Raw genomic sequence first — 22,753 nt, forward strand, 5'->3', positions numbered from 1 at the left:
ATTGAGAGTATCCAGAGAGAATCCAGCAGATGTACTGAGAGATGAGTAATTATGTTCCCATATCGACATAGCTCATTCCGATCATCAAATTAACGAGAACCTACCCTGTAGAAACTTTACGAAACGAATAAACCACTATCAACCATGTTCCAAAACCACCTTAAACTAATACTCAGAAAACTCAAAAGAGAGAAACTATACTCTTTCGTTAATATTCTTGGTCTAACTGTTGGTCTGACCGCTGTTCTTTTGATTGCGCTTTATGTCAGGGATGAACTGAGTTTCGATAAGTTTCACAAGGATTATAAGAATATGTATCGAGTTACGCTTGATCATGAAGATTGGGGGGCTCGGCCATTCATAACTTCTGATTTCGTTGAGTTCTTTAGTCCTGAAATACCTGAGGTTGAGGGTTTTGTTAGGGTTTCTGGAGTATCTAGAGCCATAGGTGGAGATGTACTGCTCAGAAACAACAACAATGATATTAGCTCAACCAAAGTATTCTTTACCGATCCCAACTTCTTTAAATTCTTTGACTTTGAGCTGGTTAACTCAGGGAAGGAAGGTGCTCTCAATGGTGATATGTCTGCTGTGATAACTGAAGGTTTAGCAGAACGATTGTTTGGAGATACAGATCCTGTTGGTGAGTCTATCCTCATCAATAAAGAGTTTGAGGTAATAGTGGCTGCTTTGGCAAAAGACCCGCCTTCAAATAGCACAGTTCAATTTGAGTTATTGATTCACAAGAACGACTATTTCAAGAATGATTTCGAGAATACCAATGGATTAAGAAACGTCTTGACATACATTGAATTGAACCCGGAGAGTTCCATTGAAAAGGTTGAGGCTGGAATTAATGATTCAAGAATACTTCCGCCATATAGAGAATGGCTTGAAAAAAGTGATTTTGGCCTTTTAAGGTTAGATCGTCAAAGGCTATATGCTGAATACGAGGTTGACTTTTTTAGTAAAAACCAGATAGATTTAGTTATACTCTTTATAGCTATTGGAGCAACAATCTTAGCCCTGGCAATCATTAACTATGTAAACCTGATTACTGCCCAAGCCACAAGAAAAGTGAAGGAGATTGGCCTAAGGAAAGTAATTGGTGCTTCTAAAGTCCAATTAATTGCTTATCAGTTTGTGGAGGCCATTAGCCTAACTATTATCTCTTTTATTTTGGCTTTTGCAATAGCTGAGCGCAGCTTACCTTACCTCAATACTCAGCTGGGTAAAGCTATACGTCTTGATTATTTCAGTAGTGATTTCTTTATATGGATTTTCGTTTTTGGTGTGCTTCTTGGCTTAATTTCCGGGCTTTACCCAGCCTTCTTCATAGCAAGGTTTAAGGCATTAAGCTTAGTTCAAAGATCAGAGGTCTCATTGGGAAGTAAAGGATATCTCAGAAGGTTTTTGGTCCTTTTTCAGTTTGTCGCTTCTGCTATTCTGTTGGTGGTGCTCTCCATTATCTCTCAACAGATGAACTATATGAAAACAAAGGATTTGGGCTTTGACTCAGACTTTTTGGTGAGTGTTCCGCTTTATAGAGATTCTACTCATCTTTTTCAGACGGTTAAAAATGAAATAAGTACTATTTCAGGAGTTCAGTCGGCCAGCATCAATGGTTTTGTAATGGGGTCTAGAATTCAAACGTCTATCAGCAACCATTGGGACAGAGAATATGAAGGTAGAATAGGCTCAGGTGTGACAGGTGTTTATGCAGATGGTGATTTCTTTGAAACTGCGGGGGTTGAGTTTGTGTGGAAAGCCGATCAATTTGATGGCTCCTCCTTAAAAGAAGGGCAAATAGTGGTCGATTATTCGCTGGCGGAAAAGTTTAAACTCTTAGAAGATCAGGCAATAAAAAAATTATACAGATATAATGATAAGGTGGGAGTGGAAGTTGTTGGAATCGTAAAAGACTTTCATGTAGAGTCGTTGAAAACGGAGATTATTCCCACTATTATATTTCCTTTAAGCGATTGGGGAAGTAGGAATATTCTGCTAAAAATAAACCCTAATGATGCCCAGGGCACTTTAGCTAAAGTTGGAGGTGTTTATGAGACGTTGTTTGATAGACCTTTTGAGTTTTACTACCTCGATGATCAAATAGCCGATTTTTATAGAAAGGAACAGGGACAATTCCGTTTGTTCAAGATCTTCACCAGTCTGGCTATTTTTATTTCACTATTGGGCTTGGTAGCCTTGACCATTTTCTCCCTCGAACAACGCAGAAAAGAAGTAAGTATCAGAAAGGTACTAGGAGCTTCCGTTCAAAGGCTCATCCTGATGCTCAATAAGGAATATTCTGTTCTTGTACTAATAGCTTTTATCATAGCCTCTCCAATAGCCTATTACGCCATGCAAGACTGGCTGCAGGAATTTAAATACAGAATAAGCTTGAGCCCTTTGACTTTTATAGGAGCCTTTTTAGGGTTTCTTGCTTTGAGTTGGCTGGTCACTATTGCTCAATCATTGAGAGTATCCAGAGAGAATCCTGCAGATGTACTGAGAGATGAGTAAATGAAAAGAGACGGTTTCTATGGTAAGTAGTACTGACTACCTGACCCATAGAAATCGTCTCATTTTTCAAATTAATAAGGTCTGTTTGTTTTACGCCTCGGTTTTTGCCATTCTGTTCCGAGTATTTTCATCCAGATAAATCTTTCTCATACGAATGTTCTTGGGAGTAATTTCCAGGTATTCGTCTTTTTGAATGTACTCCATAGCTTCTTCTAAGGAGAATCTCTTTGGAGGCGCAATTTTGGAGTTGTCGTCAGAACCGGCAGCACGCATGTTGGTTAGCTTTTTTCCTTTTTGAACGTTCACTACCAGATCGTTCTCACGCGTGTGTTCTCCAATAACCTGTCCTGTATAGAGGTCTTCGCCAGGAGCCACAAAGAAAACGCCTCGGTCTTGTAGTTTGTCGAACGAATAGGCCGTGCCCGGTCCGTTTTCCATAGAGATAAGCGAGCCGTTTATTCTGCCTTTGATTTCGCCTTTGTATGGCTGGTAATCTTTAAAGCGATGATTCATAACAGCTTCTCCACCCGTGGCGGTCAATACGTTATTTCTTAAGCCAATCAGCCCTCTCGAAGGAATTTCGAACTCAAGGTGTTGCTGGTCGCCTTTAGGCTCCATAATCTTGAGCTCTCCTTTACGTTGTGTCGCCAGTTCTATTACTTTACCGGCTACTTCAGAAGGTACATCTACTACCAGCGTTTCAATAGGTTCGCACTTCTTGCCATCTATTTCTTTGAGAATTACCTGAGGCTGACCCACCATGAGCTCATAACCTTCTCTTCTCATGGTTTCTATAAGCACAGACAGGTGGAGAATTCCACGACCATACACCAAAAACTTGTCCTCAGAGTCGGTAGGTTGAACTTTTAGAGCCAAGTTTTTCTCCGTTTCTTTCATCAGACGGTCTCTTAGGTGTCTGGATGTAACAAACTTACCTTCTGAACCAAAGCCCGGAGAGTTGTTAATGGTGAAGAGCATGTTCATTGTAGGCTCGTCAATAGAAATACGCGGAAGTGGTTCCGGATTGTCAAAGTCGGTGAGCGTATCACCAATTTCAAAGTTTTCCAGCCCAACTATGGCGCAGAGGTCGCCTGCTTTAACCTCCGTAACTTTTACTCGGCCAAGACCTTCAAAAACCTGAAGTTCTTTAATCCGAACTCGCTGAATTGAACCATCAGCCTTGGTTAGTCCCATAGATTTGCCTTCTTCCAGCTTGCCCTGATACACCCTTCCAATGGCTATTCGGCCCACATAAGAGGAGTAATCGAGAGAGGTAACCTGAAACTGAGGAGTACCTTCCGGGCTTGGGGCTTCCGGAATTACCTCGAGAATTTTATCAAGCAGTGGAGTAATGTCTTCAGTAGGTTGCTTCCAGTCGGTGCTCATCCAGCCTTGCTTGGAAGAACCATAAACGGTTTCGAAATTGAGCTGTTCTTCTGTAGCATCAAGATTAAACATTAGGTCGAAAACCTGTTCGTGAACCTCGTCAGGTCGGCAGTTTTCTTTGTCTACCTTGTTTACCACAACTATTGGAGTTAGTCCCAGGCCCAGGGCTTTGCTAAGCACAAAGCGTGTTTGTGGCATTGGGCCTTCGAAGGCATCCACCAACAGCAATACACCATCGGCCATTTTAAGAACACGCTCTACTTCTCCGCCAAAGTCTGCGTGACCAGGAGTGTCTATAATGTTAATCTTAACCCCTTTGTAGGTAACCGATACGTTTTTGGAAAGAATGGTAATCCCTCTTTCACGCTCCAGATCGTTGTTGTCCAGAATCAATTCACCAGATTCCTGATTTTCTCTGAATAGTTTAGAGGCGTGAATAATTTTGTCTACCAGGGTAGTCTTGCCATGGTCTACGTGAGCAATAATGGCAATATTTCTAATGCTTTGCATAACAGCTTTTCAAATCGAGCGGCAAAGGTAGGGTTTTAATATGACTTCAGTGTTATGCGCCTGAAAATAGTACAAGGTGGTGTGTGGAATGAGAATCAGTAATTGGTGAAATGGTCAATAGTTATTGATGACGGGGTAGTTGGGGGATTGTTGAAATGAAGAATCATAGAACTAGACTCTTTAGGAGTTAATTTCATCGTTAAAGCCTTTTAAGATTTTCCAATCTATTTAATAGACAAGTTCAGAATGACGGCCTTTGAAGCTTTTAAGACAGCCTCATCACCGGCATGGAGAACAACCCTTGAAAAGTTACTCTTGTGGGTGGCTTCTATTAAGTTTTTCGAATTCGGCAATCTGCTCTTTCAGTCGATTAATCTGTTCAGAGGGAAGAATGTTTTGATAGGCTCCCACAATAATTTCTAACTCCACATGCCTGGACTTTGCCATAAGGTTATTGATTTGATTGAGCCGATGAAGGGCTCCATCGCCTTTTTCAACAATTGACTCCAGCTTTCGCTCCAATTCTATTGGGCCAACTTTGGCTTTGACCACATCTTGGTCGGTAAAGCTCTCTATAACTCTCGAAATGGTTTTTCGATAAACAATGAGTACAAAAGCAATTACTACAGGCCAGGATAGGAGCAGGTAGCCAATTCGCTCAATTATTTCTAAGGTATTGATGGTGTTCATATGATTAAGGTTTATGGATGGATTTGTAGTGGCAATGGAGTTCAGCAGATTGTTAGTTCCATCGTCAACTTATAATCACGCACGCCATAGCGTAATTGAATAAACTCAAATTGATGGGGGATTCCAAATATTATTGGCAGAGGCTATGGCTGTTAGTAGCTGATTCACAGGCGTACCGCAAGCATAATCTGCTTTTATGATTAGGCATGTGTGGAATGTGGTTGATTAGACAGAATGTAAACTACCGGATTAACTATGGCCATTATCGCGTTGACCATCGTAGTAGTTTTTTAGAATAGAGTCCATTTCTGACCGACCTTCTATAATGGACAATACTTTCTCCCAGATATCATTTGGAATGAGTTCGCGAAGTGGTTGCTCAACCCGGGGGATACGATCGAACACCTTTTTTACTTTGCCGTCCCAAACCTTGTAGTATTTAACCAGATCGTCAGGGTAAACCACTTTGCGTTTGGTGCCCTCATCAGAGGCTCTAAAGGGGTAAGGAATGTTCAGATAGCCGTAGTCATCGGTCAGTTGTTCTCCCGGTTGAATGTCTCTAATGGCAATTTCAAAGTCGTAGGCCGTAGAAAGACAGTTGGAGTTGAAGCTGTGGTTTACAAACCTTCCATTGTCCCAGCAGAGCACAAAATTGCCTTTGTTGTTTCTATAGGTATAGGTATCGAGTATTTGCTGATAGATAGGCTCCATTTGCTGAAATTCAGACGGGCTGAATTCACGGTCAAGCTTATCCAGTGCCCAGGTAATGGTGCCTGCCGGGATGAAATCTGTGGCCACAACTCCGTAGCCTATTTCTTTGCTGATAAACTTCAGCTCTGTGTTTGGGTGTATCATGGTTTCTGAAATCAAAAAGTGGCTCTCAGTTGTCCCGGATTTGATTTCCCGACTTGCTGTGGAGTTGGATGAAAATATAGCTTGAATTGAACTACCAAACAATGGGTGCTCAATGATGATTTTCGAAGTATTCGAAAGCGTCTATTATATCCAGATAAGCTCCGTCAAAACCAGCATCAATAATTTTCTTTAAGTAGGAGCTGTCATTTCCATAAATAATCTGCTGCCAGCCTTTATCCCAATAATTCACCTTATAATTGCCCTCCCAATCGGGGTTTTCGGCCTTAATCCATGCCGGACTACCAACCTGCCATTCACTTTGCCAATAATATCTGTAGTCTTCGGCTTCACCTATGCTCATATAAGAGACAACAAGTCGTTTTCCCCCATTGGCCTTGGTCTTTAGCTTCTCAAGGTCACCGGAGCTTAGTGGCTTGTCGTGGAAAAAGAGATCCAAAATAAGTAAGTCGTAGTTGGTTTTGGCGAGTGCTTCTATGAGGGCTGTTTTTGTCCGAAAATTTGAATAATTGAGTAAGTAGAGGAAGTTTTTAGCTTCTGAAATACGAAGGATATCCCTGCTGTTTTCATTAAAGACACAAGAGGGGTATGATGGTATTTCATCTAAGTTTCTCCTGTGGGCTGCAAAAGAGATAAAGTCATTGCGCTTATTCTGCCTATAAGACTTGTTTACTTTAGACTTGGAGTGGCAATAGTCTGTAGTGAGTACTTCTACACCGTTTTTTTCAAAGAGTAGACACAGATTGAGCATGAACTGTTGGTCGGCAGACGGAGTGGGCTTATTGTCTTTGCTGTAGCCATAAAATAAATCTTCGCGTCCGGTAGCGTCTATGGCATTCAGGTAGTCCAGGTAGGGCACCCCACTGGCATCTCCGGAAGATGTGGCCAGTTCCTGTCCGTTTTGAGGAATTATTAGAAAGTCGGCATTTTGTTGCTTGGCATAGACGCTAAGATTCCTTACAAAATTCCGCATTTCCTGCCTGTAGTCGGTGTGGTCAGAGGTAGGCCGGGCGGCACCGGAATTGTTCCATGTTTCGGAGGTATGAAAGACCCCCAGAAGGGAGAAGATTATAGGTAGAATGCTTACTGTCTTTTTCATATCATTAGGTTAGCGTGGCTATTGGGTAAACTCGCCAATGTGCCAGAGTACAGTGCTTGGATCGTGTACGAAAAACTCTCGGCCCCATGCTTCATTTTTAATTTCTGATATACGCACCGTAGGGTACTTATGCTCTAAATCCAAAGTCAACAGTTCAGCTCTAAATGCCTCTATGTTGTCTACTTCCAGAAACAGCATGGTATTTTCTACCCAATCCTTTACAAAATATTTCTGAAGATAGAAGGCCACATTGTTTTTAAGCTTATACACGCACATATCGTGCGAAAGCTCTATTTCCTGAAAACCAAAAGCCCGGTAAAAACTCCTCGATGCTTCATAGTCTTTGGCTCCTATAAACGGGCGGATGCTTTTGGCTTGTTGTTTCATGGTCTAAAAATCATAGATATAAAGGTCGAAAAAGTGATTGAATTATAGGCGTTTGCACTGAATTAAGCTCACAGCAATGCTTTTACGGTACGGTTTAGTAAACAAACAAGTGGCTATCAATTTATAAAATGTCTTACAGCGTCTACGGTGTTGTGATGGGCTTTTCTGCAGAGGTTAAGTCCGTTTTTCGTCAGGTTTAGAAGCTGAGGGTTGCTTTGTGGTGTATCCGTAGGTCAGCCCGCCCAATAACCAAACAGGTGTTGAAATGAGCAATTCCCTGGCCTGAAGCTCTTCGTTTTTCAGTAGAGGCATAATGCATGATGTAATCACAAACATTAATATACCCCAAATCAAACCATTAATGATCCACCGTTTCATGCCGTGTGTTATTTTTAGCCATAGGCTTAAAATAATGACTTGTTCGCAGGAGATCAAACAGATAGTGTGTTGTTTATCGATATTCCGGATTGTCGAAATTCCATCGTTTACCATTTTCCCAATCCTTTCGGGAATTGCCATAGGAGGGGTAGCCTTCTGCCTTCTTAAGGAGTTGAGCAAGGTGCAAGAGGTTGTAGGTCATAAACGTGGTGTTTCGGTTAGTAAACTCGTTCTTAACCGCGCCCGATTCTTCATCCAAATAGCTGGGGCCGGGGCCTATTTCACCCAGCCAACCACAATCGGCTTGGGGAGGTATGGAGTAGCCAATGTGCTGTAAAGCATAAAGAATAGACATGGCGCAATGCTTGGCTCCATCTTCGTTGCCGGTAATTACACAGCCTCCAACCTTGCCGTAGTATAGGTATTGGCCTTTGCTGTTTGTTTGGCCACTTAGGCTGTAAAGCCGTTCGATCAGCTTTTGAGCTTCAGAAGATTTCTCTCCCAGCCAAATAGGAGTGCCAATCACCAGAATATCAGCCCTCAGAATTCGTTCGGAAAGTTCCGGCCATTCATCTTTTGGCCAGCCGTGTTCTTCCATGTTCGGAAATACCCCGCTGGCTACCTCATGGTCTATTAGCCGAAGCTCATCGACCGTTACACCTTCTTTGCGCATAATTGTCTTAGACAATCGCATGAGGCCTTCCGTATGGCTTTGTTCTGGCGAACGTTTAAGGGTGCAGTTCACATAGATGGCTGAGAGGTTAGAGAAATCCATAAGTATTTAGCTATCAGATTTTTAATGTACGCGTTTTATCGGACGTATACATTAGAGGGAATCGATAAATCGTTTAATCTCGCTCTTAGCTTTTCCAGCCTTTCTCTGAATTCTCCCCAGAAGTTCATCTTCCTGACCCTCCGTATAAGTAAGATCGTCATCAGTAAGATTAGCATATTCTTGTTTCAATTTTCCTTTTACAATGTTCCAGTTGCCTTTCAGTTTGTCTATTGTTGCATTCATAGTTTTATCTTTTGGTTCACCCTAAGAAATCCAAGGATGGTGCCATAGCCATTGGTTGCTGAGGTTTGTGGTTAAATAGTTGATTTTCAGTAATTTGAATTATAGTGTGTTTTGTTTGGGTGGAAAGGTATTCTACACTATCGGGAAAATATTTCTCGAAATGACAGGGAGTAGGGGGCTTATGGAGTCTGAACGGCCACTTTAGCAGTATTTGGTTGTTGGCCGGAAATAGCCAACTGGCAAAATAGTGCTATCTTCCTAACCAATAAACACCCAATAATGAAAAGACATTTAAAGGTAGCCTCTCTGCTGATAGCACTTTCTCTGTTGCTAAGCAGTAAATGCCAAAACACAGGCGAAGACGAACGCGAACATAAATTCGGATACGTGAATTTTAACCTGGGAGAATCGCCCGTGTCGTCACCCGGTAGGCAAGAACTTTCATTGTACGGTTGCAACACGGAAATAACTACCCGCGGTACGATATGGAACGGGCAGGAAAATCTGGAGTGGAATACCAAGAACCAGGTGCTGGAAAATGTACCCTTTGGGTATAGAGAAGAAGACGGCCGTAAATACTTTATCTCCAAGTATTACATGGCTTCTCCTCCTGTTATGGAACTGATGACCGCGAATGCGGGAGAAAAGGCAGCAAGAGCTAACATTGGTCTAGTTATCCCCGACCAGTTTACTTTTTTTGGTGAAAAGCCTGTGCAAATAGTACACCTGGACTATACCATTTTAGAGCCGGTATATCTGAATTATGTGGAGGTGGACTATTATTTCCGGCCAGGAAAAAATGAAATGTCTTGCGGAGATTTGGGAGTGGATCTGATTCCTCTGAATATTCGATGTAAAGATTTTTTATGGCGCAACAAACCCTCTACAGGTTCTATTCAAGAGGCAAAAGGAGCTTCCGGAATAGGCAGACTAAAAAATGAGAAAGGACAGAATCAGGTATTTTTACCAAGTTATGGTCCCAATGGGGAAGACTGTCTGGATTGCACCATTACCATATTAGACGATATTCTTCTGAACCACGAAGTGTTTTTTGCCACTGAAGACGGGTTTTCTAAAACCATTAGCCTGACGGATTTTTATAAAAAGAATGGCCACGAAATGCCTATTCCTCTGGCATGTCGGCCGCGCTTCGAACTTCCTGCCGGGTGTAAGCCTAACGATTGAAACACTCAGGCTAAACCCTGTTAACGATTACCGCTGATGGTAAGCTGTTGACCTTGACCATGGGAGAAACTTGTGGTCAGTATACGAGGACGAACATCTTTGTTTTCCTGTTCCACAATGGTTATTGCCCCGGTAGGAGTGGAGAACCTGGCAAGGAAAGATTCTTGTTCCGTCAGGCTGTTCCTAAGCCCCAGTGTATGGAGTAAACCTACCAACAATTCACCGCCCTCTATAACTACCTCCTTAAGCCCGTTGAAACCGTTGCTGTGAATGGTAAACTCTCCGGTGGCCGGGTTTGGGTAGTGGTAAGTAATAAAAAAAATATGATTCAGGGGCGAGTATTCAGGAAAGGCAATGTAAGTCCATAAACTGCCGTTAGTCACCTCATGTTCAATGTTCAACTGGCGTAGAGCTAAAACTATTTTGTGGTGTTCCGGCCCTGTAAGCGCCAGGTAGGCCCCGGTATAATGTTGTTCAATTAAGGTCTTGTATTTTAGGGCTACATCGTCAGTTGGCTGTCCTTTTAAACTCATAAGCTCTACGTAGCTGCCATTTTCAAATTTGACATGAGCATTGAGTAAGCCGTTGGAGTGCAGTTTTCCGGGTTTTAAAGTAAAACCCATGGAAGCGAACCTGTTTTTGGCGCTATCGAGGTTGGAATAGGCATACACCACATGGTCAATCTGTAAATTTTGAGCAAAGGCAAGAATTGGGCAAGCAATCCATAGAAGGGCAAAGAACAAAAAATATGTAGAAACTACCGATCTGGACATGAAGTGCTGTTATGTTCAGTGAATTTGGTCAAAAGCGGCCTGGCAATCAATACCTTCCAAAATAAAAGGAGACTACGTTCCACACTTTAGGCTTGAATAAACCAAAACCAATTAGTGCAGAATGTCAACCCAACCTCTTTCTATCTTTCCAGCGTTTTTCCTTCAGAGTAGTTTCAATCTTGGTTTTTTTTAAAACTTCCGGGCTGATCCTTAGAGCTTAGTTTCGATTTGCCCATTTTGGGCTGCTTACCAGCTCGATAACCCGCATTGTTAAGGCTAACCACAAAAAGCGATAATGAACCCTTCAATCATAAAGAGTTTCTACTCAGTGTTCCATCCACGAGTCGCCAGATATTCAAAGGGTTGCTGTCTTTGAGAGCATCGGGTAGTGCCTCTTGCGGAAAATCCTGATAGCAAACGGGGCGCACAAAACGCTTAATAGCCGCAGTGCCTACAGAGGTAGTTTGTGGAGCCGTAGTAGCCGGAAAAGGGCCTCCATGTACCATAGAATGGCATACTTCAACACCAGTTGGGAAGCCATTGAACACAATTCTACCTACCTTTTCTTCCAGAATACTTACCAGTTCTGCATACTCTCGTAAATCTTCTTCCGTACCATGTATAGTGGCCGTCAGGTGGCCTTCCAGACCTCTGGCAAACTGAAGTATTTCTTCTTTGGCCGATGCATTGACCAACAAAGTAGCCGGCCCGAATACTTCTTCTTGCAGGGCTTTGTTTTGTAGCACCGTGGTTATGTGCGCTTCAAATATTTGGTTAACAGCTTTATTGCCTTCAGCCACGCCTGTTGAATGACTAAGTTCTGTTACACCCGGGCTACTTTTAAGTTGTTCTACGCCCAGATTAAAGGCACTTTTAATTCCTTGCGAGAGCATGATGCCTTCGGCCGAAGTTTCATTGCAGGCCGCCAATGTTTTCTTAAACTGGTCTGTATGCTCGCTTGAAGGGAGTACCACCAGACCGGGGTTGGTACAGAACTGACCCACTCCGAGAGTAAACGAGCCTGCTAGTCCCTTGGCAAGGGCTTCCGCTTTACTTGCCAAGGCTCCCGGAAGCATAAATACCGGGTTGGTGCTGCCCATTTCTGCATAAACAGGAATAGGCTCGGGACGTTGATTGGCCGCATCGAAAAGTGCTTTTCCGCCCCTATAAGAGCCTGTAAAACCAACAGCTTTAATGTTTGGGTCATTTACCAGGGCCATACCTACTGCTATGGTTTTACCCTGAACAAGAGAGAATACTCCTTCCGGTAGGTTACACGCTTTGGCTGCTTTGAGAATAGCTTGAGCCACCAATTCGGAGGTGCCCGGATGCAAAGGGTGGCCTTTTACAATAACTGGGCAACCGGCTGCAAAGGCCGAAGCCGTATCGCCACCGGCTACTGAAAAAGCAAGTGGGAAATTACTGGCTCCAAAAACAGCCACAGGGCCAAGTGGCCGTTGCATTTGCCGCACGTCAGGCTTTGGAAGTGGCACCCGGTCGGGGTTGGCGCGGTCAATTCGGGCATCGACCCACGAACCTTCACGTACTACTGAGGCAAACAGCTTAAGCTGGTTCATAGTACGGCCTCGCTCGCCTTCCAGTCTGGGGCGTGGTAGAGCCGTTTCTTCCATGCATCGTTCAATTAGGGCGTCACCCAGAGCCAAAAGTTCATTGGCAATAGTCTCCAGAAAAAGGGCTTTTTGCTCATTATCTATTTCCTTAAAAGATGAATAGGCTTTTTTGGCAAGGGCGGTTGCCTGTTGAATTTCTTCTTCCGTAGCCTCAAAAAAGTCTGTGGGCAGATTTTCAGAGTTGGCAGGATTAATTGCCTTGAAAGTGTCTTTTCCCTTAGCAGAGGTAGAAAATCCGATGAATTGATGTCCGGTAAGCGAAGCCATAGGTTTGTTTTGGGTTTGAAATCAATGTCAGGCCAAAATTATGGGCTTTCTTTTCAGGCGCAACCTTCATCACCAATATCTGCTGATTAAATAATTAAGGTTAGCAATATGAAAGGCTTCTGCTATTTTCAACCAAACCTTAAAATACATGATGAAGAATATACAACTGCTGATTTGTGCTTTGTTGATGGCCCTGCCGGGTATCATGGAGGCACAAATACCACACCCCAGAGAGACATTTGGCCATGAAGTTGGAGCCGATTATAAGTTGGCCGATTATGACCAGATGCTTGAATACTACGACAAGCTTGCCGCTTCTACCGAGCGTGTACAGATGGTAGAAATTGGTAAATCGGTTATGGGACGTCCCATAAAGCTCTTTTTTATTTCCAGCGAGAAAAATATGGCTCAGTTGGAGCGTTGGAGAGAGATTAGTGAAAAACTATCGAGGGCAGAGATTTCTGAGGCCGAGGCCCGGCAGCTGGCCAAAGAAGGTAAGGCCATTGTGTGGTTCGATGGCGGAATGCATGCCACGGAGCGGGCTCACGCACAAATGACTTCTGAGCTGGCCTGGAGAGTTGCCGCAGAGGAATCGGAGGAAATGCAAAAGATCAGGGAAAACGTAATTACTCTTATTGTTCCCGTAATGAATCCCGATGGACTTGATATTGTAGTTGATTGGTATCGTAAAAACCTGGGAACACCTTTCGAAAATACCTCTCCACCAATTCTGTATCAGAAATACGTGGGGCACGATAACAACAGGGATTGGTTTATGAACAATATGCCCGAGACAAAGGCAGTTACCCAGGTGCTATACCACGAGTGGTATCCTCAAATTGTACACAACCATCACCAGACCGCACCGCGTTGGGCCATGATATTTATTCCGCCTTTCAGAAGCCCGGTAAACCAAAAAATCCATCCCGGTGTTACCACTGGAGTTAATCTAGTGGGAACGGCCATGGCCAACCGCTTTGCCATGAAGAAAATGCCAGGGGCCATAGCCACCACGGGCTATTCTATGTTCTGGAATGGAGGTATGAGAACGGCTCCTTACTATCATAACCAGATAGGAATACTCACAGAAACGGCTCAACCCAGCCCAACGCCTACTGAGTATGACCCTGAGCGATTCCCCGAAACAGTGGGGGGTAAGGCCTCAAACGGAACAGAGATTTTCTATCCATTTCCATGGAAAGGCGGAATGCTTCATTTTAGAAGTGCTGTGGATTACATGCTGGAGGCATCGATGGCTGTTCTTGATTTGGCAGCCGACAAGAAAGACGAGTTTCTTTACAACATCTATAGCATGGGACGCGATGCTATTGAAGATCGGTCGGGCGCCTTTGCCTATGTTATTCCCAAAGACCAATGGAATCCGAGTGAAGCCATAAATTTAACCAATATACTAATGCAGGGTGGCATAGAGGCTCATAGAGCAACGGCTCCTTTTACAGTAAATGGGAAGACCTATGAGGCCGGATCTATCATATTCTACGGAAGTCAGGCTTTTAGACCCTTCCTTGCCGATTTAATGGAGAAGCAGGTATATCCTGATCAGTTTCGTTATCCGGGAGGGCCTCCAATGCCGCCATACGATCTGGCAGGATGGACGCTGCCATTGCAAATGGGAGTAACTGTAGACCGCATAACCGATACCTTCAACGCTTCGGCAGAGGAGGTGACTGAAAAACTTGTGCCTGAAGCAGGGCAAGTTGCAGGCTCGGGTCGCTATGGATACGTATTTTCCAACAAAGACAACCTGAGTGCCAAGGCCATTAACCGATTGCAAAAAGCCGGTTATACGGTGAGTTTATTGAAAGCGGACGATGACAATGCCAAAGCCGGTTCTGTAGTAGTAAGAAGCAAGAGAGGGCTGGATGATGAAGTGCAGAAGCTAAGTGCAGAGCTTGGCCTGGACTTTACGCGTCTGGCTAAGGCTCCGGCAGCACCCATGGAAGAACTAAACCGCGTGAAGGTTGGAATTTATAAATCATGGCAGGCCAATATGGACGAAGGGTGGACACGCTGGATGCTAGAGCAGTTTGAGTTTGATTTGGATACCCTGCACAACGAGCAAATTCAGTCGGGCAATCTCTCCCAATACAGTGCACTTATTTTCCCCTCTCAGAGTGGGAGAGGCATCATGCAGGGGCATAGCCAGGGAAGAATGCCTGAAAAATTTGTGGGAGGAATTGGTGAAGAAGGTGTAAAAGCTATTGATACTTACGCCAAAAGCGGAGGAACCATCATTTTCTTCGATGCTTCCAGCGACTTTGCTATCGAACAGTTCAAACTACCGGTCAAAAATGTGCTCAGTGGTTTGAAGGATACAGAGTTCTTTATACCCGGGTCACTCATCAGGACAGATATTGATACTTCCAATCCGTTGGCGTTTGGTATGATGAACCAAGTTGCCGCTTCATTCGATAATAGCGGAGCCTTTGCTGTAGAAAGTGGAGCTCAAGGTATCGAAGAAGTAGCAAGATATGCTTCAGACAATCTACTAATGAGCGGTTGGGCCATGGGAGAAGAAAAGTACCTGGCCAATACTTCGGCCATGCTCAATGTGAGCTATGGAGGAGGTAACCTTGTGTTGTTTGGCTTCAAACCACAATTTAGAGGTCAGCCCAGAGGTACTTACAAGCTTATCTTTAACTCCATTTATCAGGGAGCAAAAAAGAATAAGATAAACACGAAGAGATAAAACCGGCCTCAGAGTCTCCTAAAAGGGCCTCGGAGATTAATGGTTCTTCAGAGTTCTCTGTGAGAGCCTCTTATGGAGAGAAATAGTTGTCATTCCCGCGAAGGCGGGAACCTCCAAATCAGTACAACCAATAATTAGCCCACGGTTTAAACCGCGGGCTAATTTATTTATGTTCCTGCCAAATTTGATTCTCTAAAATCTGACTTCAGGAATCTAAAAACTATCTTTGCAGCCATGACGAAAACGGATTTCAAAAGACATACTGTTACAGCTGCTTTGCCCTATGCCAATGGTCCTGTTCATATTGGCCACCTGGCAGGGGTATATATTCCGGCAGATATTTATGTGCGCTATTTGCGTTCCAAGGGAGAAGATGTGGCCTTTATTTGTGGTTCCGATGAACACGGAATGGCCATTACCATGCGTGCCCGAAAAGAAGGTATAGACCCTCAGCAAATCGTAGATAAATACCACGGCATGATCAAAAAAAGCTTTGATCAACTAGGTGTTTCTTTTGATATCTATTCACGCACTTCCAACTCGGTGCATCATGAGACAGCACAAGAATTCTTCAAAAAGCTTTACAAGGAAGGGAAGTTTGAGGAGCGCGTAAGTGAGCAATACTTTGATGAGGAGGCCAAGCAATTTTTGGCAGACCGGTATATTACAGGTACCTGCCCTAAGTGCAACCATCCATCAGCCTATGGCGATCAGTGTGAGAATTGTGGTACTTCACTCAACCCAACCGACCTGATTAACCCTAAATCTACACTCACAGGAAATCCACCCGTACTTAAAGAAACTAAACATTGGTATCTGCCCCTGCAGAACTATGAAAAGTGGCTCAATCAATGGATAGTAGAAGGACATAAAAATGATTGGAAGCCCAACGTGTGGGGCCAATGTAAGTCCTGGATTGATGGTGGTTTGCAGCCTCGAGCCATGACACGGGATTTAGATTGGGGGATTCAAGTGCCAGTTCAGGGAGCCGATGGTAAAGTACTCTACGTTTGGTTCGATGCCCCAATCGGTTATATCTCGGCTACCCGCGAGTGGGCTGCAGAGAAGGGAATAGATTGGGAGCCTTACTGGAAAGACAAAGACACCAAGCTGGTGCACTTTATTGGCAAAGATAACATTGTGTTTCATTGCATTATTTTCCCTGCCATTCTCAAGGCACATGGCGATTATATTTTACCGGAAAATGTTCCGGCCAATGAATTTTTAAACCTGGAAAACGATAAGATATCGACCTCAAGAAACTGGGCCGTTTGGTTGCACGAATACCTTCAGGAGCTTCCCGGTAAGCAAGATGTGCTACGCTATGCCCTTTGTGCCAATGCTCCCGAAACCAAAGACAACGATTTTACCTGGAAAGACTTTCAGGCTAGAAACAATAGCGAACTTGTAGCCATATTGGGCAACTTTGTTAACCGGGCAGTGGTTCTTACCCACAAGTATTTTGAAGGAAAAGTGCCTGAGCGGGGAGAGCTATTCGATATCGATAGAGAGGTACTTCATGCCCTGGGTCAGGTACCCAAGAAAGTAGGCGATTCTATAGAACGTTATAGGTTTAGAGAGGCTCTTGCGGAGATGATGGACCTGGCAAGAATAGGCAATAAATACCTTGCTGACACCGAGCCATGGAAACTGATAAAAACCGATGAAGAACGAGTAAAGTCCATTCTAAACATTGCTTTGCAATTGGTAGCTAATCTGGCTATCGTAGCTGAGCCGTTTATACCCTTCAGTACAGCAAAACTAAGCGATTTCCTTAACCTCGGACAATTAGATTGGTCAGTTGCCGGCTCTGACGATCTGCTCAAGGCAGGCCATGAATTGAAGCAACCGCAATTGCTTTTCGAGAAAATAGAAGATAAAACCATAGAAGAACAAATTCAGAAACTGGAGAATACTAAGAAACAAAACCAAATGGAGAACAAAGAAGTAGAAGTAGCCCCACTCAAAGAAACCATTGTATTTGACGATTTTATGAAATTGGACCTTAGGGTAGGAACCATTTTGGAAGCCAAACGAGTAGAGAAGTCCAATAAGCTACTTCAGTTTTTGGTAGATACTGGTGTGGATAAACGCACCATTTTGAGTGGAATTGCCAAGCATTATTCTCCGGAAGAAATGATTGGTAAACAAGTAACCATTGTGGCCAATTTAGCTCCAAGGCCAATGATGGGCACGGTTTCAGAAGGCATGATTCTGATGGCTGAAGACGCAGAAGGTAACCTAAGGCTTATTCAACCCAATGAAAACGTAAACCCGGGTTCTACCGTAAGTTAGTTTAAGGTTAATGGTTTAAAAGGGGTAAACCGGTGCTAAAACCAGCCTGCTGAGAGCTATGGTAAAGGTAGGGCGTTTATGGTGAAGTTATTCCCTTCCAGAGGATTTAAGGGTGTCCATAACCATGTACTCCAAACTCTGAACAATGAACCAGAAACAATGAACCTTGAACATAAAACAGTTTCATGAAAATCAATGCGCAACGCTTGTTGGAAAACCTCGATCGCTATGCTCAAATAGGGAAGAAGGGCAGAATTGGTGTGGAGCGCATAGCCCTGTCTAAAGAAGACAAAGAGGCGAGAGATTTACTCAAAACCCAAATGACTGATGCCGGACTGGAAGTTCATATCGATCAGTTGGGTAATATGATTGGGCTTAGAAAAGGCAAGTCTGAAGGTAAGCCGGTGGCTTTTGGGTCACACCTCGATACTGTCTATTCGGGAGGCCGATACGATGGCGCACTGGGAGTACTTGCGGGTTTAGAATTGATCCACACGCTCAATGACAATCATATCGAAACAGACAAACCTTTGGCGCTCGTCAACTTTACCAATGAAGAAGGAGTAAGATTTGCTCCAGATATGATGGGCAGCCATGTGTATGCCGGCAAGGCCGACCTCTCCGAAATTTTAAAATCTTCAGCGTATGACGACCCCAACGAAACAGTCGGAAGCTGTTTAAAGTCTATAGGTTATGCTGGTAAAATGAAGCCGGGGGCTATAGAATTCGATTCATTTTATGAGCTACACATTGAGCAAGGCCCGGTATTGGAACTGGAGCAAATAAATATTGGGGTTGTGGAATTGGTGCAGGGTATTTATTGGACGCGTTATGTGATAAAAGGCGAAGCAAACCATGCAGGAACCACTCCATTGTATTACCGCAAAGATGCCGGTTTTGCCTCTGCCAAAGTTCAACAGTTTGTGGGAGAATATGCTCGAAAGCGAGATAGTCGTGTATTGACTACCGTGGGGTCGGTAAAGTTTAGTCCGGGGGCAATCAATATAGTCCCTGAAAGTGCAGCCTTTACCCTGGATGTTCGCAGCACTGACGAAACGCTTCTCAAAGAGGCACAGAAAGATATCGATGCTTATATAAATGAAGTGGTAGCGAGCGATAAGCTGTTATTGGAAAGAGAGGAAATGGTACGATTTGGCCCGGTTCGTTTTCCATTAGCCATGACTGACAGTGTGCAGCATGCCACTAAATCTTTGGGATTGACCTATAAAAGAATGCCTAGTGGAGCCGGGCATGATGCTCAAATGATGGCCTCTTTTTGTCCTTCGACCATGATTTTTATTCCTAGCGTAAAAGGCATCAGCCACAATGTAGAAGAGTATTCTCACGATCATGATGTGGAGAATGGAGCGAATGTGCTACTGGCAGCGGTTCTTGGAAAATCGGGAATTGGGTAATTAGTCAATTGGTCATTTGCCGGATTCAGATAGTTCCTTGAGTTTATTCAATGCCCTAGGCCAGGTCTCATCAAAATAATTAAGGTATTCTTCAGCGAGTTCGATTTCTGCAGTTACTGTGGTTATACCATTGTGCTCATGGAATGAATAGTTCTCCAGACTACCTGCCCAACTTTCAACATCAGGGCCTTCGGTAATTTCGTTTTCTCCGTCTAAAATTCCGTAATGACGAATAGAGACAAACTCAAATGGAATGTTCTCTGCAATTTCAGATACCATGCCGCCCTTCTTACCATTTTCATCCGTTCCGACAAAATATATCTTGGTGCCTTTCTCCCAGCTTCCTTCATAAGTTGAGGTTGGATTGAATTCGGCTGTCCATTGATTGTAGGTCTCAATATTGTCAAGCCCCAGCATGGTCTTGTAAACCTTCTCAGCAGATGCCTTAATATCCATTGTGTATTGTATCTTTTTCATGCTTGAATCCATTTCCTTACTCAAGATTATGAGCTTTTTTGTCTTTTCAGAATTTTGACAATTCTATTATTTATGATCTCCGACAGATTCCAGTTATAAAGTTTGGGATCAGTTGTGCTGTAAAAGGCTATAACAACGGCATCAAGATCCTTATCATAATTTGCAAAACTTTGGTACCCCGGAACCCAACCTCCGTGCTCAAACTCATAAATGGAAGCGTAGATTTCCTTTTCTCCCGGCTCGAACAACGACCCATCATTCAATGCCCTTAAGAAGATGCCTACATCCTCTGCGGTGGCATGCATGCCGTGATCGTTTTCTTTTAAGTCAAATTCGTAACCTTCATGATAGCCGCTCATTACGTTGTCTATGTTCACTTCATTGAGCGAAGCATGGGTATTGTTAAGACTTAAAGGGGTTAATACTTCTTCTTGAATGAATTGAAAGTTGGGATAACCTAATTCTTCATCCATTATCTTATTGATCAACAGGTAATTCGTATTGCAATATTGATAGTCTTCGCCCGGTTCGAAGTTGGCTGGTTGGTTCTCAATCAGTGCCAGACTTTCTTCGAAGGTTTCTGTTGGAGCAGCCCAGAAACCTGGGCTATCAGTAAAATTCGGAATGCCACTTCTATGCTGAATCATCAACCTCAAAGTGATCTTATCCGCATTTTCAATGCTGCCCACTAGCTCAGGTAAATAGTCGGCTAATGTTTTATTGAGAGATAGCCTTCCATCATTAACCAATTTGGTAACAGCTACAGCATCATATAGCTTGCTGATGCTGGCAATCTTGAATAGTGCATGTGGGTTGGCCGGAGTTTTAGTATCTCTATTATGCCAGCCGGATGCAAAATACTGGGGTGGTTGGCCAGCTTGATCCACATAAACGATCATTCCATCAAACCCATGGCCAATGGCTTCATCCAACTGCTCCTGAACTGTATCAGGCAGTGGAAGTATCCATGCTTTCACCAATAGCCAGGGCACAAAGTACAGCGAGCCAATAGATGCGGCAATAAAAATGACTTTAAGTATGCGTTTCGTTTTTTTCTTGGTCATGATTCAGGGCTGTATATTAGTGGGCTTTTGAGTGCCCAATCGATTGTCATCAAATGTTAGCGATATATCTTAAATAGCATTGTGGACAGTAATAGTGTGTTATATGATGCTCAATTTCGAAAACTCATAAAGAGAATGGAGGTCTATCTAACGTATTTCAAATACCGCTCGTTGGTCCAGTGAAATACTTCCAGTATACAGTCTTTCGTAAAAAGCGTACTAAGTGATAATATGGTCAGGCAAGCAGTTAGTAATGAAGTTGAACTGAAGTCCATCCCAATAAACTCATGGGCATAGTAAATAGTGTAATAAATCATATAACTACCAAGGCCGATTTTGCCCAGCTGGTGGCTAATGACCATCGATTTCTTTCTCCATTTCCTGAATACTCTCCTAAAGTAGAAGTAGAGTGATAACCATGAAATGGAACTAAGTGCGAGAAGTAAGACGAGGTTAAATGACGCAGGCAGATTTTTCAATATCGTACTCAAGGCGAAAGATGCCATAATGACCAGCAGTGTAACCCAAGCCCTTTCTGACCATAGATATTTCTTCAAAAGACCTTTACGGATGGATTGATAATGCTTTCCGAAACCCTTCCTAAACTCATCTTCCATCACCCTAAAACCCAGTGGCCCAAAACCTGCATGCACTTCATGAATGGCTTTCGTGATTGATTTGTTAGGGTCTGATTCCAGTTTAACTTCAACGGCAGAAGCCACATGATCCAAAATCTCCATTTCTACTTCAATATGAGTGAAACCTCTGGAGTGGATGAATTTCTTGATTTCAGCTAATTGATCTTGTGTGAGTTTCAATTGAAAGAGGTTTTAATGGTGAATTCTTCCTTATAAAGCTTGCTCAGCGTAAAGAATGAGATAAGCATAATGATGCTTAATGGAATGCATATTTCAGGGTGAATAAACAGGCTGCCATAAATGTCTTTGTCAGCGAACATGTTCCAACTTTGAATGGTCATGTTGGGTACTTGCAGAGCCAGAGCCATAAAAGGGGTGAAGATCTGGTAGACCTCTGAGGTTCGGTAAACCTTGCCGGCCTTTTTACATTTCCTCCAAAACTGTATCCACTTGCCAAAGAAGAAAGTCAATGGAATAAAAATAAAGCAAATGGTGCTTACGGTAATGAGCGTTTTAATGCCGAAAAGCTGCGATAGTGTCCAACTCCCAAGAATCACACCTAAAGTGATTAATACATTCGGCCAACCGAGAAAGTAGCTGATGAAAATCTGACCAAATCGTTTTCTTACTAATCTAATCCGGGCTTTAGTTCTCTGATCTCTTATTTTGATGATACCATTTACTCCTCCAAAACTTGGCTGAACTACATCTCTGATATGGGTTTTGATGTCCTGAGTCTTGTCTGTTCTGTTCTCATAGGAAGTGCAAATATGATCATACATTTCCTCAAAGAACTCCATAGTGTTGATGTCAACGGATTTCAGATACTGTTCAATTGTGTGTTGTTCATCTTTCGTAATCATCCCAATCCAAGTTTAGGGTTTAACACTTTTTGGAGGTTTGCTAAAAATTCTTCCAGCTCAGAGACTTTGGCTTTGGCTTCTGCATTGCCTTCCTTGGTTAGGGAGTAGTATTTGCGGACTCTGCCGTCTACCAATTGAGTTTCTGTGGTCAGGTAACCTTCGGCTTCCAGTTTATGTAGGGTAGGATAGAGAGCTCCTTCGGTGATCTTAAATTCACCTTCGGTGAGTTGCTTTACTTTCTGGGTAATCTCATAGCCATACATCTTTTCTTGCTCTTCCAAGAGCCGAAGAACAATAGTGGCCAGGCTTCCCTTGAGTAGTTTACTTGAAGACATATCCAAGTATACATAATTTTCTTATGTATAAGAAACTTGGGTATTGATTTAATTTAGTGTTTATAGTTCATTGAAGGGCATACTATGAACTATAAACTATGAACCATAAACCAACTAGTCATTGTACTCTGTCATGGTTCGGCTAATGCCGATGGTGCAAAAGCCATAAATCATATCAATGGCCTTGTCCATTATAAATGGTAGTTCATCAAACTCTTGTGGGGTAAATTTGCTAA

At 43.2% G+C, this 22,753-nt stretch carries 20 protein-coding genes; 5 read left to right on the plus strand and 15 right to left on the minus strand.

Features of this window, described 5'->3' with window-relative positions:
- The first annotated feature begins 144 nt into the window (after nucleotides 1–144).
- Complete coding sequence (locus B3763_RS11610; protein WP_286746645.1) at nucleotides 145–2,523, plus strand: ABC transporter permease; 2,379 nt, start codon at nucleotides 145–147, stop codon at nucleotides 2,521–2,523.
- A gap of 90 nt (nucleotides 2,524–2,613) precedes the next feature.
- Here the strand turns inward: B3763_RS11610 and typA are convergent, their stop codons facing one another.
- From typA to B3763_RS11650, 8 genes are all read right to left on the minus strand, one after another.
- Nucleotides 2,614–4,419: a translational GTPase TypA gene (typA, locus tag B3763_RS11615; RefSeq protein WP_189630916.1), complete on the minus strand. Its 1,806-nt coding sequence runs from the start codon at nucleotides 4,417–4,419 to the stop codon at nucleotides 2,614–2,616.
- Between the two features lie 309 nt (nucleotides 4,420–4,728).
- Nucleotides 4,729–5,109, minus strand: coding sequence for a hypothetical protein (locus tag B3763_RS11620; protein WP_189630917.1), 381 nt, complete (start codon nucleotides 5,107–5,109; stop codon nucleotides 4,729–4,731).
- A gap of 249 nt (nucleotides 5,110–5,358) precedes the next feature.
- Complete coding sequence (locus tag B3763_RS11625) at nucleotides 5,359–5,964, minus strand: SET domain-containing protein (RefSeq protein ID WP_286746648.1); 606 nt, start codon at nucleotides 5,962–5,964, stop codon at nucleotides 5,359–5,361.
- A 109-nt stretch (nucleotides 5,965–6,073) separates the two neighbouring features.
- Complete coding sequence (locus B3763_RS11630) at nucleotides 6,074–7,081, minus strand: endo alpha-1,4 polygalactosaminidase (RefSeq protein ID WP_286746650.1); 1,008 nt, start codon at nucleotides 7,079–7,081, stop codon at nucleotides 6,074–6,076.
- An 18-nt stretch (nucleotides 7,082–7,099) separates the two neighbouring features.
- Nucleotides 7,100–7,468: a glyoxalase gene (locus tag B3763_RS11635; protein WP_189630920.1), complete on the minus strand. Its 369-nt coding sequence runs from the start codon at nucleotides 7,466–7,468 to the stop codon at nucleotides 7,100–7,102.
- A gap of 174 nt (nucleotides 7,469–7,642) precedes the next feature.
- Nucleotides 7,643–7,846 (minus strand): hypothetical protein, encoded by a 204-nt coding sequence (locus B3763_RS11640; protein ID WP_286746652.1) that lies wholly within the window; start codon nucleotides 7,844–7,846, stop codon nucleotides 7,643–7,645.
- Between the two features lie 73 nt (nucleotides 7,847–7,919).
- Nucleotides 7,920–8,621 (minus strand): flavodoxin family protein, encoded by a 702-nt coding sequence (locus B3763_RS11645; protein WP_286746655.1) that lies wholly within the window; start codon nucleotides 8,619–8,621, stop codon nucleotides 7,920–7,922.
- A 51-nt stretch (nucleotides 8,622–8,672) separates the two neighbouring features.
- Nucleotides 8,673–8,864 carry a CsbD family protein gene (locus tag B3763_RS11650; protein ID WP_286746658.1) on the minus strand — a complete coding sequence of 64 codons (192 nt, stop codon included), beginning with the start codon at nucleotides 8,862–8,864 and terminating at the stop codon, nucleotides 8,673–8,675.
- A gap of 279 nt (nucleotides 8,865–9,143) precedes the next feature.
- Between B3763_RS11650 and B3763_RS11655 the strand changes: the two genes are divergently transcribed.
- On the plus strand, nucleotides 9,144–10,049 hold the full coding sequence (locus B3763_RS11655; protein ID WP_286746659.1) for a hypothetical protein: 906 nt from the start codon (nucleotides 9,144–9,146) through the stop codon (nucleotides 10,047–10,049).
- 20 nt (nucleotides 10,050–10,069) lie between these two features.
- Here the strand turns inward: B3763_RS11655 and B3763_RS11660 are convergent, their stop codons facing one another.
- Entirely contained in the window at nucleotides 10,070–10,822 is a 753-nt protein-coding gene (locus B3763_RS11660) for a VOC family protein (protein ID WP_286746661.1), read from the minus strand.
- Nucleotides 10,823–11,130: 308 nt separating this feature from the next.
- On the minus strand, nucleotides 11,131–12,720 hold the full coding sequence (locus B3763_RS11665) for an aldehyde dehydrogenase (NADP(+)) (protein ID WP_286746663.1): 1,590 nt from the start codon (nucleotides 12,718–12,720) through the stop codon (nucleotides 11,131–11,133).
- Nucleotides 12,721–12,868: 148 nt separating this feature from the next.
- Here B3763_RS11665 and B3763_RS11670 point away from each other — a divergent pair, with 148 nt between their 5' ends.
- The 3 genes from B3763_RS11670 to B3763_RS11680 all read left to right on the plus strand — a co-directional run bounded on the left by B3763_RS11670 (nucleotide 12,869) and on the right by B3763_RS11680 (nucleotide 19,140).
- Complete coding sequence (locus B3763_RS11670; protein ID WP_286746664.1) at nucleotides 12,869–15,430, plus strand: M14 family metallopeptidase; 2,562 nt, start codon at nucleotides 12,869–12,871, stop codon at nucleotides 15,428–15,430.
- Between the two features lie 234 nt (nucleotides 15,431–15,664).
- Nucleotides 15,665–17,725, plus strand: a complete 2,061-nt coding sequence (metG, locus tag B3763_RS11675) for a methionine--tRNA ligase (RefSeq protein ID WP_286746666.1) — start codon at nucleotides 15,665–15,667, stop codon at nucleotides 17,723–17,725.
- A gap of 185 nt (nucleotides 17,726–17,910) precedes the next feature.
- Nucleotides 17,911–19,140, plus strand: a complete 1,230-nt coding sequence (locus B3763_RS11680; RefSeq protein ID WP_286746668.1) for a M20 family metallo-hydrolase — start codon at nucleotides 17,911–17,913, stop codon at nucleotides 19,138–19,140.
- Between the two features lie 12 nt (nucleotides 19,141–19,152).
- Here the strand turns inward: B3763_RS11680 and B3763_RS11685 are convergent, their stop codons facing one another.
- The 5 genes from B3763_RS11685 to B3763_RS11705 all read right to left on the minus strand — a co-directional run bounded on the left by B3763_RS11685 (nucleotide 19,153) and on the right by B3763_RS11705 (nucleotide 22,517).
- Nucleotides 19,153–19,617, minus strand: a complete 465-nt coding sequence (locus tag B3763_RS11685) for an SRPBCC family protein (protein ID WP_189630930.1) — start codon at nucleotides 19,615–19,617, stop codon at nucleotides 19,153–19,155.
- A gap of 26 nt (nucleotides 19,618–19,643) precedes the next feature.
- Nucleotides 19,644–20,681 (minus strand): serine hydrolase domain-containing protein, encoded by a 1,038-nt coding sequence (locus tag B3763_RS11690; protein ID WP_286746670.1) that lies wholly within the window; start codon nucleotides 20,679–20,681, stop codon nucleotides 19,644–19,646.
- Nucleotides 20,682–20,824: 143 nt separating this feature from the next.
- Nucleotides 20,825–21,499 carry a hypothetical protein gene (locus B3763_RS11695; RefSeq protein ID WP_286746672.1) on the minus strand — a complete coding sequence of 225 codons (675 nt, stop codon included), beginning with the start codon at nucleotides 21,497–21,499 and terminating at the stop codon, nucleotides 20,825–20,827.
- A complete protein-coding gene (locus B3763_RS11700; RefSeq protein WP_286746674.1) occupies nucleotides 21,496–22,182 on the minus strand; it encodes a hypothetical protein in 687 nt (228 codons plus the stop codon). Before B3763_RS11700 ends, B3763_RS11695 begins: the two co-directional genes overlap by 4 nt.
- Nucleotides 22,179–22,517, minus strand: a complete 339-nt coding sequence (locus B3763_RS11705) for a PadR family transcriptional regulator (protein ID WP_189630934.1) — start codon at nucleotides 22,515–22,517, stop codon at nucleotides 22,179–22,181. Before B3763_RS11705 ends, B3763_RS11700 begins: the two co-directional genes overlap by 4 nt.
- Between the last annotated feature and the right edge of the window lie 236 nt (nucleotides 22,518–22,753).

It is taken from the genome of Roseivirga sp. UBA1976 (assembly GCF_002336325.1).
GTDB classification, from domain to species: domain Bacteria; phylum Bacteroidota; class Bacteroidia; order Cytophagales; family Cyclobacteriaceae; genus Roseivirga; species Roseivirga thermotolerans.

Excerpts from the sequence above, each read along its gene's own strand:
- B3763_RS11705 (WP_189630934.1), bottom strand. The coding sequence starts at position 22,517 with ATGTCTTCAAGTAAACTACTCAAGGGAAGCCTGGCCACTATTGTTCTT.
- metG (WP_286746666.1), top strand. The coding sequence starts at position 15,665 with ATGACGAAAACGGATTTCAAAAGACATACTGTTACAGCTGCTTTGCCC.
- B3763_RS11625 (WP_286746648.1), bottom strand. The coding sequence starts at position 5,964 with ATGATACACCCAAACACAGAGCTGAAGTTTATCAGCAAAGAAATAGGC.
- B3763_RS11660 (WP_286746661.1), bottom strand. The coding sequence starts at position 10,822 with ATGTCCAGATCGGTAGTTTCTACATATTTTTTGTTCTTTGCCCTTCTA.
- B3763_RS11610 (WP_286746645.1), top strand. The coding sequence starts at position 145 with ATGTTCCAAAACCACCTTAAACTAATACTCAGAAAACTCAAAAGAGAG.
- B3763_RS11640 (WP_286746652.1), bottom strand. The coding sequence starts at position 7,846 with ATGAAACGGTGGATCATTAATGGTTTGATTTGGGGTATATTAATGTTT.
- B3763_RS11680 (WP_286746668.1), top strand. The coding sequence starts at position 17,911 with ATGAAAATCAATGCGCAACGCTTGTTGGAAAACCTCGATCGCTATGCT.
- B3763_RS11670 (WP_286746664.1), top strand. The coding sequence starts at position 12,869 with ATGATGAAGAATATACAACTGCTGATTTGTGCTTTGTTGATGGCCCTG.
- typA (WP_189630916.1), bottom strand. The coding sequence starts at position 4,419 with ATGCAAAGCATTAGAAATATTGCCATTATTGCTCACGTAGACCATGGC.
- B3763_RS11700 (WP_286746674.1), bottom strand. The coding sequence starts at position 22,182 with ATGATTACGAAAGATGAACAACACACAATTGAACAGTATCTGAAATCC.
- B3763_RS11650 (WP_286746658.1), bottom strand. The coding sequence starts at position 8,864 with ATGAATGCAACAATAGACAAACTGAAAGGCAACTGGAACATTGTAAAA.
- B3763_RS11655 (WP_286746659.1), top strand. The coding sequence starts at position 9,144 with ATGAAAAGACATTTAAAGGTAGCCTCTCTGCTGATAGCACTTTCTCTG.
- B3763_RS11645 (WP_286746655.1), bottom strand. The coding sequence starts at position 8,621 with ATGGATTTCTCTAACCTCTCAGCCATCTATGTGAACTGCACCCTTAAA.
- B3763_RS11620 (WP_189630917.1), bottom strand. The coding sequence starts at position 5,109 with ATGAACACCATCAATACCTTAGAAATAATTGAGCGAATTGGCTACCTG.
- B3763_RS11665 (WP_286746663.1), bottom strand. The coding sequence starts at position 12,720 with ATGGCTTCGCTTACCGGACATCAATTCATCGGATTTTCTACCTCTGCT.
- B3763_RS11630 (WP_286746650.1), bottom strand. The coding sequence starts at position 7,081 with ATGAAAAAGACAGTAAGCATTCTACCTATAATCTTCTCCCTTCTGGGG.
- B3763_RS11635 (WP_189630920.1), bottom strand. The coding sequence starts at position 7,468 with ATGAAACAACAAGCCAAAAGCATCCGCCCGTTTATAGGAGCCAAAGAC.
- B3763_RS11690 (WP_286746670.1), bottom strand. The coding sequence starts at position 20,681 with ATGACCAAGAAAAAAACGAAACGCATACTTAAAGTCATTTTTATTGCC.
- B3763_RS11685 (WP_189630930.1), bottom strand. The coding sequence starts at position 19,617 with ATGAAAAAGATACAATACACAATGGATATTAAGGCATCTGCTGAGAAG.